The sequence below is a fragment of the Povalibacter sp. genome, assembly GCF_036520495.1.
Taxonomy (GTDB): Bacteria; Pseudomonadota; Gammaproteobacteria; order Steroidobacterales; family Steroidobacteraceae; genus Steroidobacter.
In genome coordinates, this window is the sequence record NZ_DATDJO010000001.1 from 53,863 (window position 1) to 65,556 (window position 11,694).

Annotated in this window: 8 protein-coding genes; 2 read left to right on the top strand and 6 right to left on the bottom strand. The window is 60.1% G+C overall.

All coding sequences use genetic code 11. The features are described from left to right. Window positions 1–155: 155 nt before the first annotated feature. The 4 genes from VIZ63_RS00240 to VIZ63_RS00255 all read right to left on the bottom strand — a co-directional run bounded on the left by VIZ63_RS00240 (window position 156) and on the right by VIZ63_RS00255 (window position 8,526). Entirely contained in the window at window positions 156–2,900 is a 2,745-nt protein-coding gene (locus VIZ63_RS00240) for a di-heme oxidoredictase family protein (RefSeq protein ID WP_331607464.1), read from the bottom strand. Window positions 2,901–4,140: 1,240 nt separating this feature from the next. Continuing rightward, the gene (locus tag VIZ63_RS00245) at window positions 4,141–4,743 is read right to left on the bottom strand and encodes a lipid-binding SYLF domain-containing protein (RefSeq protein WP_331607465.1); all 603 of its coding nucleotides are present in this window, start codon (window positions 4,741–4,743) and stop codon (window positions 4,141–4,143) included. A 391-nt stretch (window positions 4,744–5,134) separates the two neighbouring features. Then, window positions 5,135–6,112 carry a hypothetical protein gene (locus tag VIZ63_RS00250; protein ID WP_331607466.1) on the bottom strand — a complete coding sequence of 326 codons (978 nt, stop codon included), beginning with the start codon at window positions 6,110–6,112 and terminating at the stop codon, window positions 5,135–5,137. A gap of 852 nt (window positions 6,113–6,964) precedes the next feature. Continuing rightward, window positions 6,965–8,526, bottom strand: a protein-coding gene (locus VIZ63_RS00255; protein WP_331607467.1) for an IS3 family transposase whose coding sequence is annotated in 2 segments (ribosomal slippage) — window positions 6,965–8,088 and window positions 8,088–8,526 — 1,563 coding nt in all. Because the reading frame shifts where the segments join, the coding sequence is not laid out codon by codon here. 269 nt (window positions 8,527–8,795) lie between these two features. On the opposite strand from VIZ63_RS00255, the gene VIZ63_RS00260 reads away from it, so the two are divergent. Next, window positions 8,796–9,116: a hypothetical protein gene (locus VIZ63_RS00260; RefSeq protein ID WP_331607468.1), complete on the top strand. Its 321-nt coding sequence runs from the start codon at window positions 8,796–8,798 to the stop codon at window positions 9,114–9,116. A gap of 158 nt (window positions 9,117–9,274) precedes the next feature. Here VIZ63_RS00260 and VIZ63_RS00265 read toward each other — a convergent pair whose 3' ends face one another. After that, the gene (locus tag VIZ63_RS00265; protein ID WP_331607469.1) at window positions 9,275–9,847 is read right to left on the bottom strand and encodes a helix-turn-helix domain-containing protein; all 573 of its coding nucleotides are present in this window, start codon (window positions 9,845–9,847) and stop codon (window positions 9,275–9,277) included. 70 nt (window positions 9,848–9,917) lie between these two features. Here VIZ63_RS00265 and VIZ63_RS00270 point away from each other — a divergent pair, with 70 nt between their 5' ends. Then, window positions 9,918–10,661 (top strand): glucose 1-dehydrogenase, encoded by a 744-nt coding sequence (locus tag VIZ63_RS00270; RefSeq protein ID WP_331607470.1) that lies wholly within the window; start codon window positions 9,918–9,920, stop codon window positions 10,659–10,661. Between the two features lie 62 nt (window positions 10,662–10,723). On the opposite strand, the gene VIZ63_RS00275 is transcribed toward VIZ63_RS00270, so the two are convergent. Beyond that, window positions 10,724–11,545, bottom strand: a complete 822-nt coding sequence (locus tag VIZ63_RS00275; RefSeq protein ID WP_331607471.1) for a transposase — start codon at window positions 11,543–11,545, stop codon at window positions 10,724–10,726. Between the last annotated feature and the right edge of the window lie 149 nt (window positions 11,546–11,694).

Sequence of the window (11,694 nt, forward strand, 5' to 3'; positions counted from 1 at the left end):
ATCACCCAACACACCTGGCGCCGTGTGCGCTGGTATCGCACGAAGATCGAGGAGGAAAGGGCACCGGTTTATTTTTCCACGGTTCCATTCGAAAACACACGTGCCGGCAGCGCGTCCTGCGCTACCGGCAGTGGACCATCGATTCCCCTCGTTCCCTACAGGGATTTCAGAAAGCTCAACAGCGCTTCACGATCCTGTGTGCCGAGTTGTTCGAATGACTGTCGGCTGGTGGTTGCCTCGCCGCCGTGCCAGAGAATCGCCTCCGTCAGGGAGCGAGCACGGCTGTCGTGCAGATAGCCTACTTTGAAGTCCTGGCCGGCGACATATTCGGTGTAGCCGATGCCCCAGAGCGCCGAGGTTCGCCACATGCTGCCGGTGGCCTGACCCTCGATGAGATTGTCCGCAAGCTCCGGACCCATGTCGTGCAACAGCAGATCGGTGTAAGGCCTGATCTTCTGAGTGCGCACTTCGGCCAACTCCGAGCCTGTACCGGTTGTCATTTCTCTCACATGACAGCCCGAGCACTTGGCCGCATCGAAGACCTTCGAGCCCGCGGCGATCTGTGTCGGGTTGACGTCGAGGTATGCCAGCGGTGCCACGCCCTTCGGAAAACCGCTGACCACACTTCGTTGTGCCGGCACGCCCAACAAGGCGACATAGCGAGTCAGCAGCGTGAGCGTTTCTTCGGAAATGCCCGGCTCGACTTTGCCGGTTTTGCAGTTCGCAGGGCCGAACAAACAATCGCGGTTGGGATAGATCGGCGATGTGACCGACAGGTCCTGCAGAGCCGCGAGCGCCGTCTGATGCCGCAATGTCGCCTTGGAGGCTTTCCATCCGAAGCGACCCAGGCGCACCGACCCCGTTTCCGGGTCATACACATAGTTCGCAGTGCCCTTGACGCCGTCGGCGTCGGCAGCGTTGCGCACGCGGGCAATGATATCGGCGTCGGGAATCGCTTCGAGCAGGCCCATGCCGATCACGGGTTGCGCGCTACGTAGCGAATACACGTCGGGTGTCGGGCCGTCGAACGCCAGTTTCGGCTTGCTGAGCTGCACCGTCGTGCCGTCAGCGAGCGTTACGGACTTTACGTCGAAGCCCGCCACTCGCACGGCGGTGCCCCAATCGGTTCGCACGGCGCTGCTCGAAGGCTTCGCGTTCATTTGCACGACGGCACCATAGGCGGGGTGCGGCAGCTGCCGGCCACTGCCATCGGACTGCGCCGTGCGCACCACCATGGTGTCGAGTCGTTGGTTGACGACCAACGGCGCCATGCCGCGGCCGTTGTTGTGGTGACACTTGAAGCATGTCTCGGCGGTGAAGTGATCTCCCTGCAATCCGACTGCGGCCTGATTGCGCTCGTTGCCGGTTTCGTTGTGATCGCCGGTGCGCATATTGGTGTGAAACCAGCGGCGTCCATCGAGGAAGCGCTGCATGTTCTGCATGCCGATGTGATTGTGGGGCTGCTGGAACATGAATTCGGAGTTGTCGGCATAGTCATAAGAGATCGAGCCGAGACCACCCTGCCACGTCTCCTCCGGCAACATCGCATTCATCAGTCGCGGCTGCACGCCGTACTGCGGACGCAGACCCGAGCCCACGACGTAAGTCAGTTCGTTGGTGTAGTAGCGATGACCCGTGCCCTTGTTCCCCGCCGCAGCCATCGCTTCCGGCGTCGAGAAGAAAGACATCGTGACTTCGATGACATCGCCGATCTTCAGCGCGCGCGCCGGCACGGATCTTCCGTTGGGAGCGAGTACGCCGTTCGCATCCGGGCTCAGCTCGGAGTGGCCGGGATAGTTGTCGAGGCTCACGCTGCAGCCATCGTTGAGCCCGCTCGCATTGGCGAGCCTGCCCTCCGGTGGTTTCGGCTGCACGGCGCAGACTGCCGCATCCATCTGATAGAGCGAGGGATTCAGCAGTTGTCCCGGCGACATCCAACCGAATCCCGTGACGCCTGGCCGATCGACGGCGCGGAAGAAAGAGTGCCCACCCGCCTTCTGCGCCTGCTGAAAGTATTGATTCACCTTGAGTGTCGGCTTGGTCACTCCCGCCACGCGGCTGTCATCGATGATCTCGACACCCCACGAGCGGCCGTCAAAATACTGTGCAACGAAGTTGAGATAGGCGCCCGGCCCTTTGTCCACGGGATTGCCGGCAGCGTCGACTGTGTCATTGGGCCCGTAGCCGATCTCGTTCCACTCCTCACCACGCTCGCGGCCATGGCGGGAGCGTCCGACCTGCGCGTAACGCGTGACCAGCGTTCCGTCCGGCAGCGAGAACTGGATGCCCTCCAATGGCGGCTGCTGCGCAGACGGCGGTGCAAGCTGATCGCCGTTGGCAGGAAACGGCGTGAGTGACGGCGTGACCTTCGCGACCAGCGTGTTATCGCTGCCCGGCGACTTGAAAGACACTTCGAACAGCGAGTAGCCGTACTGCGTGGCGCGTTTCACGCCGTGAATACGGACGTAGCGGACGTTGGAGTTGAGGTTCAGATACTCCTCGGATCCGCCCTTCGCACCGGCCACGTGACGCAGCTGATACCAGGTCTGTTCGTCGTCGGAGACGCGAATCGAATATTCCTTCCCGTATGCGTTCTCCCACGTCAGCTTCATCGAGCCGATCGCGGCCTTCGCGCCGAAATCGAACTGGATCCATTGATCGTCCTGATGGGCACTCTCCCAGCGACTCGCCGGATCGCCATCGATGGTCTTTGGCGCCGTATTGCCGCCGAGTGCCGTCGACGCGGTCACCGCAATCGGTGACACCGCTACGCTTGGATTGCTTGTGTCGATGCCGGAAGGAAGCTGATGCGACGGCGGCGGCGCAGGTATGGCCGGAATCGGCGTCGGCAGATCCGGCAGCGTCGCCGTTGGCGGCGCTTCGAGATCCGGCTCGGGCATCGCAGGCGGATTAGACGGCGGCGGTTCCGCAGGCGGCTGTGTCGTCGGAGGAGGCGTCGTGGAACCGGGGGGAGGCGATTCATTCCCTTGCGAACCGCCGCCACCACCGCAAGCAACCAACAGCGTCGCCACAGCGATGCTGAATATCGAATTCCTGTACACGTTGTTATTCCTTTGAAGATGCATGCAGACCACTGCCGCAGCATCGTAGGATCCAAGCGTGTGAGAATCGTCCGTCGCCAGGAACCGACGTCATCAGGCACAGACATCACGCGACTGAAACATTCCTGCTGACCCGACTCGCCTGCAGCCAATGTTCGGCGCCAAAGAATTGACGGAGGAAACGGCGTGGAGGGCAACCGGAACACCCATCAATTCTGTTTCGTTCAGGCCGCGAGATTGGCGGATGTCCTAAGAGAGTCCGCGCAGCCATGGGGCCAAGAATTACGGACGGCAAGAATCGGTTGGTGTCCTAGCGGTGTCCACATGCGGCGACTGGTTCGACGACTTCTCAGACGACTTGCAGTGCTTCGCGGGGGCAGCGACCAGCGCCCCCCAGGCACGCTGCTGCGCGGCGGCTTTGCGGGCGATGGCGCTTCTGCGGGGCCGCTGTCAATTCGAGGCGACACTCATGTAGTCACTGCTTCTGGCGGACCGATCGGATTCCGTGCAGCGCGCTGAACGAACAGATCCGGCAGGGAGAGGCAGGCGCAAGTTCGGGAAACTTCGGCGGATTACGAGGTTCAGCCCATTGCATTGAGAAACGGAGGACCACGCATCAACGGTCGGGCCGGAAAGCGGGATAACGTCGCGTCACGCCCGACGCACTCGACCGGTTTCGCGGCCGGCACCGGAGGCGTTTCTTCCTTTGCGAGATTCAACTCAGGTCATCACGGTCACTCGACTCTAGGCGGCAGCGTCCAGAGGTCTGGAAATTCATAGATCACGCTGCCTGAGCCGGTGGCATCCCCCAAGGTTTGGATCCCGATCGATCCGGACATCAGGGCAGCACTACCAGAGAGAGCGTCTTCGGGTGAGAGTTCCGCGACGGGACGCTGCGCCGCTTCCCGTCCTCATCCTAGCGCCAATCCGCGAATCCGCGGACCGGGGCCGGGAGCGGGAGCGGGGCAAAAAATTGAGACATGCAAAGCAACCTCGACGAATACGAACAGGAGGGCAACCGTGCAACCAAGACCCCCATCAATTCTGTTTCGTTCAAGCCGCGAAACTGGCGGACGTCCTAAGAGAGCCCCTCACTCAGAGTGCCTTGTACTTGAAACGCTGCCCGCCGACTGCGGCCTGGTACATCAACCCGCCTTTGGCGACGGTGAACACGGCGATACCCCTTGTGATAGTTGCCGACCGTCTTGGCGTCGCTTTTACCGCCGCTGGCGCCGGCCGCGGCGCCTGCGGACCCGGCGCTTGCAGTTGCCGATGCCGTGATCGCGACGGCCTGGACCGTGGCATCGAACTCGAAGTTGTTGCTGATGAATTCGTCGAACGCTCGCTTGTCTTCGAGGAAAACAATCTGGCTGAACGCCTGGCCGCCGGCCTGCAACCCGATGCTGACCTGATTCATCGTGACGTCGCCAACGTACTTCCCTTTCTGGTAGACACGTCCCTTGCCATGAGCGGCGCCCACACCCAAGCCGCCTTTACCGACGGTCGGAAAGACCGCGCAGCCATAACTGTTGCTGAAGAATGCGCTGCTCGCACCGGCATTCTTGAAAATCGAGATCGTTTCATCGTACTCGTCCGCGGACGCGATCGTAGCCACGAGCGCCAGCGTCACGATGGATAGCAGCATGGAGACCCTGGTCAGCGCTGAGACTCTGGCCGTCATGATCTGTCCCCTACTTATGGTGTAGACGGCAATCTTCTGGCGCGGACCAGTACCCGGCTACGCGGACTTGCGCGTAATTCCGTAGGTGGTGACACGGACGCCGCCGGAGGAATCGAAAGTGTCGGGCCGGGAAAGCGGGCCGGACGCTAAATCCGGGGGATGTCTGCGGATCGGCTGGAAAGTGGGTGGGTGTCCAATGTGCACTTGCACTCGACTACTTAAGTCCTGTTGAGTACGAAAGTCGAGCAACAACCTAAACATCTGTCCGGCGAAACCGGGTCAGCTCACCTGACACCGGAGGGTCGCAAACCCTGGCCCGGCACCGGAGGCGTTCACGACCCCTGGACTCGGCACCGTAAGTTGGTGGCTGTCCAATCTGTGTGTGGTTGGCTCAAATCGAATAGTCAAATAGCGATGCTTCTTCAGAATCCTGGATGTGCCTGCGGATCTCTTCGTATTCTCGGGACATCGCTTTGTAGAACTGAGTCTCCTCACCGCGATCGTCGTGCTTTCGAATGACAATCGTGTTGAGGTCCCCTCGGTGGGGGCGAGTGAAGAACATACTGACGTACGCGAGTGACTCTCCGATAAAGCCGGTCCAAGTCGGCACGAATGGATACCCCAGGAAATCTACGTTTTTGCGGATATCTACGCCCTCCTTGAGCAACTCACTTCCAATTTTTTGCATCGCTTCTATGGCGTAGTGGCAGTCCTTGACCTGCTTGTAGACATCGTCGGCCTTTACGTGATCCATCCGCGCAACAGCGCCCATGTAAGGACTGTCCGGATGGAGGATAAGTATCGTTGTACGAAATCCATTGCGGCGAAACCGATCCTTTAAATCAGCCTCTCGTTCTTTGAAGAACGAGCGACCATCCTTCAGCATGACCCTGAGGCTCGGCTCGGTAAGCATAAAGTCTGCGGGAACGCGTCCCGACCACAATGGATAGGCACCGACAACGCCTGAAGCAAACACCTCACGTCGGATGCTGTCTTGGAACCCGGCACACGAGACCTCCCGGAGCATCGCGCGAGTCTCCAGTGAAAGGCGCCGCACCTCCTCCAGCAGAACAATGTCATGTCGCTCGTGCAATTTCTCTAGATTCCTCATGACATCCGTACTGATCAGTTGGCTTACCAGCCAACCGCTGTCCCGAGTCAAGCGCTCAAATGCCATCGCCATTATTCCACCCGACAGGAAACCCGACCCTGTATTGAGCATCACGCTTTGAAGCGTTGACTCCCCCTGCAACATCCCTCCAGCACCTACCAGCACAAGGCCAAAAATAAAAATTGCAGCAGAGAGGACAAGAACTATCGTTCTATCCGTCTGCTTCCCCGCTGATACATGCGGTGAATCACTGTGCATGCGAACTCCTTGCAGGTTGACGTATCCGATACGCGGCTTGACGAGACTCCTTAGCGTGCTGCTGGCGAGATCATCCGGAAATTGATGCGTGCCCCAGTGATCATGGTGTTGGATATCGAAACTGCGCGGCCGTGCGGTCGAATTCTCCCAATCGCAAGAATTGCAGGAACGAGCTTGCAGCCTCGACAGGATCGCCGGCGGAATTTACCGAACTGGCGATCAGGCACATCAAGAGACCGAAGAGCCGGAGCTTCCAATTTCGCATATGTACCTGTTCAGACCCGTATCGGGATCACACGCTCGTTGAGATGTGATCTTGCACGCACGTCCAAATGTGCTGGAGCTACGCGAACCCACGAACCCTCGGCACGGTACCGAAGAAGAGGCACCACTATGAGTCAGATAGACGAGTTGTGTCGAGTAATCGCACCTGCCGAAGCTTCTCAATGATGCGATCCAGGGTCTTCTCGTACTCCTTCAATTCAGCGTTCGGCACCCGCAATCTGTCCACGTGACCCGGTATCTCTCCTAAACCGAGCAGACTTAGCTCTCTCCCGCTGGCGATCAATGAGCCGCGCCCGGTAATTCGATCTAGCAGCTTGGGCGGGAGAACAAAGGGGGGATCTGCCCCCATTGTTCTAGAAGGGCAGAAGAAGGGCAGAAGTGCCGGGCCGGGGTTTCGGGGTTATTCGACGAAGCGGCCAGAAATTCGCAGGCTCGTTGCTGCCTGAACCACCCATCCTTGGCTTGGTTCGCAACCACGTTGGAGCGCAAGGATGCCTCGCCCCCTCAGACTGCACGCCGCTGGTGCCTTCTACCACGCGGTGCATGTCAACCTAGTTGCCGCTCGTTCTACGCGGCTGCCGCCGTTTTCATCTCCAACTGCAACGCTGCGTTCACCACCGATTCGCGCTCGGGATTGAGCGTGACGGTTGCAACCGGCGTCCAGTCACGTGTGTGACGCGACCAGCGACGCGGATTGGCCTCGCGGGCTTGCGTGTACAACGCATGGCGACGCGCCAGGATCTGCTGATCGTGACCGGCATGACGCTGCGCTGGACTCACGAAGCGAATCGCGCTGTGCCGATGCTCGTGGTTGTACCAAGCGACGAACTGACTCGCCCAAGTGCGTGCAGCTTCCAGATCCACGAAGCCGGACGCCGGGAACTGCGGCCGATACTTCGCCGTCCGGAACAGCGCTTCGACGAACGCGTTGTCGTCGCTGACGCGCGGCCGCGAGTACGAGGGCTTGATGCCCAACCAGTGCAGCATGGCGAGCACCGTCGTCGCCTTCATCGTGGCGCCATTGTCGCCGTGGAGAACGGGCTTTCTTGCGAGCGTATGGATGCCCTCGCTCAATGCCGTTCGCCGCAGCAGATCGACGGCATGATCGGCGCTGTCGGTCTCATGCACCTCAAAGCCTACGATCTTCCGACTGTAAACATCCAGGATCAGATACAAGTAGAACCACTGGCCCTGCACTCGGCTCGCGAGGAACGTCACATCCCAGCACCACAACTGCCGCGGGGCCATGGCCACATGCGTGCTCGGTGGTCTGCTTCGTTGAGGCGCTTTCGCACGCCCACGATGTCGCACCTGGCCGTGAGCACGCAGCACACGGCTGAAGCTCGATTCGCTAGCGATGTAGGTGCCTTCATCGGCCAGCATCGGCACGATGCGCGCCGGTGGCAGCTCGGCGAACCGGGGCTCATTAGCGACCTCAAGGATGCGTTGACGCTCCTCGGCGCTCAACGCATGCGCGGACGCCGGCCGGATCGCTTGCGGGCGACGATCCCCGCGCTGCAGCCCATTGCCTGCTTTCCAGCGCTGCACCGTGCGCGCATCGATGCCTGCGACTTCGCAAGCCAGCCTCAACCGCGCTCCGTCGCGGCAGGCCGCCTCCAACCACTGCACCGTCCTGTGGCGATCTTCCAGCGCGATCATTCTTCCTCGTCTCGCTGCAAGATCGCCTCGAATTTTTTTGAGAGCACCAGCAAGGCCGTCGTCTCCGCGAGCGCCTTGTCCTTCCGTCTCACATCCCGTTCGAGTTCTTTGATGCGCCTCTTCGCCTCACGGCTCTGCTGGGCACTGACGCCTTCTTCCGGTGTCTCGCTCAGTGCCGCCGTGGCATTCTCCTTCCACAGCTGCAGCTGTGTCGGATACACGCCATTCTCGCGACACCAGGCGCTGCGCTGTGCCTCGTCCATCGCTGCCGTCGCAATCACGGCTTGTAGCCGAGCCGCTGCGGTCCATACCCGGTCTCGAGTAGGCGCAGCCAATGCGTCCGCTCGCCATCTCTCTAGGGTTGCTACCGATATCCCCAGTTCTTGGGAAACTTGCTGGATCGGTGCGCTTTCTGGCGGCAGCAGTCGAGCTACTGCGCGTTCTTTAAATGCTTGTCCGTATCGTGCCACTTCATCGCCTCACGCCCCAAGATTACAGCTCTATCGGGGCGGCAACTAGAGTGACATGAGGGGGGGTTTCGGGGTTATCGAGCGAAGTGTCGCTGGACGGCCTCGCGCAGACTCGACTCATCGCGTTGAAGCAGGCGGGCGACTTGCGCACACTCCGGTGCCAGGCCGGGAAACCGGGCAATTAGATAACGTGGGTGTGTGAATTTGATGGGTGTCCAATGGGCCCCGGGTGGATTACCGACCGGCTTCGGTGTGGCAGTTGGTTCGGGATGAGCTGGTGGATTTTCGGAAGAAAAATGAAAGTAGTTGCATTCGCGCTGTCAGGCGTATTGATGTGGTTGGTATATCGCGCGATCTCGCTCCGAATAAAACAGCGCTTGGGAAAGCTGCCGAAGGAATCCGCCGCCGACTCGAAAGGGAACGCCAGACTCCAGTGGTACTTGGTCGTTGTTGTGCTCGCCTCAATGGGGATGTTGTCTCTGGTAACGAGCGAGCACGTCCAATTCAGCCAAGCGCAGAAGATCATCCTTCTGGTCGGCGGGTTCACTGCGCTCGCCATTCCGGGGTTCTTCATGCGTCGGCGCAAGTGAGGCAAGCGCGGCCTTCCGTGCCGAAAATCTCCGCGGCGGTGATCGGTGTCGGGGAGCCTTCGGTGCCGGGCCGGGAAACCGGGAAAGCTTTCCGAGCGACTGAAGACTGATGCAGCGTTATCCCGCTTTCCCGGCCCGGCACCGATAGCGTGCCTGATTCATTGCACGCAGATTCCATTCAGGAACAGGCCCACCAGATGTGAGATACGGACTCGTGATGAGCCATCCTTCTCGGCGGCGAGAGAAATTGCCGTTGCCACACAGACGAGATCGTCGAAGGACACTTCGCGGCGGATGCTTCCAGCTTTCTGCGCAACTCGCAGTAGCCTGCGTCCTTCTTCGCTGGTCGCGTGACAACCTGGAGTGCCACTCTGGAGAACGGTGCCGAGCGATGTGGCGAGTCCTTGGTAGACGTTCGTGTGCATGACCAGTTGCTCGAGGTAGGTGCGAACCGCTCCGCACGGATCGCGCTCGGCGTTGCTGTTTGCACGACTCGACTCCGCGAATGACAGAAAGCGCGCGCTGTAAGAAGCCGACAGGAGCGCGTCTCGCGTCGGGAAGTGCCGATAGAGTGTTCCGATTCCAACCCCGGCGCGCCGTGCCACATCGTCTAGTGAAGCGCCAGCGCCGCGCTCCAGAAAGACTTCCTCGGCCGCAGCAAGGATCAAATCACGGTTTCGCTGCGCATCTGCGCGCAGCGCTGTCTTTCGGGTCGATTTTTTCTGTTTCATTAGAGTTGCGAAGTGGAGGATGCCTCCGTATCGTAAGTGGATCAATCCTCCGGTTATAGGAAGGCTCCGTATGGCAAGGCGATTTGAAGACCGGGTCGTGGCAATCACCGGCGGTAGCGAGGGCATCGGTTTGACGACCGCGCGGATGTTCGCGGCAGAGGGCGCACGAGTCTATATAACGGGACGACGGCAAGAGAGATTGGCCGAGGCGCTGAAAGACATCGGCAACGGCGCCGTTGGAGTTCAAGGAGACGTGAGTAACTTGGCCGATCTTGATCGACTCTACGAGCGCATACAGCATGATCAAGGCAGGGTGGATATCGTCTTCGCCAATGCTGGTATCTCTGAGTCCGCGCCGCTTGGTGAGATCGACGTGGAGCATTTCGAACGCGTATTCGCGACGAACGTCAAGGGGCTCGTCTTCACCGTTCAAAAGGCCTTGCCGCTCATGCCGAGCGGTGGTGCGATCATTCTGGCGGGATCGGCGGCAGGTAGCAAAGGACTTCCCGCCTTGTCGATCTACAGTGCAACGAAGGCAGCGATCCGCTCGCTCGCAAGAACCTGGACGACTGATCTCAAAAGTCGCGGCATTCGCGTCAACGTAGTTTCGCCCGGAATGATCCGCACGCCAGCGATGCAGGCGTATATCCAAGGCAACGCGGGTGTGGAGGACGCTTTGAAGCAGATGATTCCGTTCGGACGGCTAGGTCAAGCCGAGGAGGTGGCCAATGCGGTGCTGTTCCTGGCTTCGCACGAGAGCAGTTTCGTCGCCGGCGCCGAACTCTTTGTGGATGGCGGCGTCATTGCGGTATAGGTCGATACAGAGCTTGGGGTCAGGTCTCGCATTCTCTCCGGTGCCGGGCCGGGGTTTCGGGGTTATCGAGCGAAGTGTCGCTGGACGGCCTCGCGCAGGCTCGACTCATCGCGTTGAAGCAGGCGGGCGACTTGCGAGAGAGAGGCGATCCGGCGGGATATCGCTTCGTGAGCGATCCATGCGCGGGCCTTGGAGAGGTGACGCTGTCTGCTGGGCGAGAGCAGAGCTTCACGACTGATCGAGAATCCCCGTGCTGCTTCGTCGACGAGTTGCTGCAGCGTCTTGCGGGATTTCGGTTGCCATGCGGCACCCAGCAGCTTGCCTGCAAACTCATCGCTGCCGAGAATCCGTCGATCGTTGGGATTGCATTCGACGAGCGGTGACTGGGTGTCCACAGATGCACCGATGAATCGAGAGTACGCCTCAATCGCCTGAGCTCGGTTCGAGTGAAACATGGCGAGGGCGAAGTCGGTCATGACCCACGGTTCTGCGCGCGCTCCGAGATAGGCGTGGTGGCTTGACCACCTGTAGGCCGCTGCGGCGTCGACCATACCTGCTCGCACGGGATTCAGGTGGATGTAGCGAAGCAGCTCCAGCAGGTAAGCGTCAGCGTCGACAATGACGGGGTAATAGCGTTTCTCGAACAGATGGCCGGTGGTGTGCAGATGGCGCTGAATGGTGCGAGCGTATCGACCCGCGATCCGCAACATGAGACGCCCGAGCGGAACATCACTCACCTGCATGAGCAGGTGAACATGGTTTGTCATCAGGCAGTAGGCATGCAGCCGCGCAGTGAATCGCTCGATCACCTCGGCAGTGATTTCGTTAAAGAGATCTCGATCCGCAGGCTTGAAGAAGATGTTCTGGCGATGGTTGCCACGCAGCGTGACGTGCCCCTCATGTCACTCTAGTTGCCGCCCCGATAGAGCTGTAATCTTGGGGCGTGAGGCGATGAAGTGGCACGATACGGACAAGCATTTAAAGAACGCGCAGTAGCTCGACTGCTGCCGCCAGAAAGCGCACCGATCCAGCA

What these genes read in the sequence shown, in the direction of transcription:
- VIZ63_RS00245 (WP_331607465.1), bottom strand. Translation starts at nt 4,743, where the DNA reads ATGACGGCCAGAGTCTCAGCGCTGACCAGGGTCTCCATGCTGCTATCC.
- VIZ63_RS00270 (WP_331607470.1), top strand. Translation starts at nt 9,918, where the DNA reads ATGGCAAGGCGATTTGAAGACCGGGTCGTGGCAATCACCGGCGGTAGC.
- VIZ63_RS00250 (WP_331607466.1), bottom strand. Translation starts at nt 6,112, where the DNA reads ATGCACAGTGATTCACCGCATGTATCAGCGGGGAAGCAGACGGATAGA.
- VIZ63_RS00265 (WP_331607469.1), bottom strand. Translation starts at nt 9,847, where the DNA reads ATGAAACAGAAAAAATCGACCCGAAAGACAGCGCTGCGCGCAGATGCG.
- VIZ63_RS00260 (WP_331607468.1), top strand. Translation starts at nt 8,796, where the DNA reads ATGAGCTGGTGGATTTTCGGAAGAAAAATGAAAGTAGTTGCATTCGCG.
- VIZ63_RS00240 (WP_331607464.1), bottom strand. Translation starts at nt 2,900, where the DNA reads ATGCCCGAGCCGGATCTCGAAGCGCCGCCAACGGCGACGCTGCCGGAT.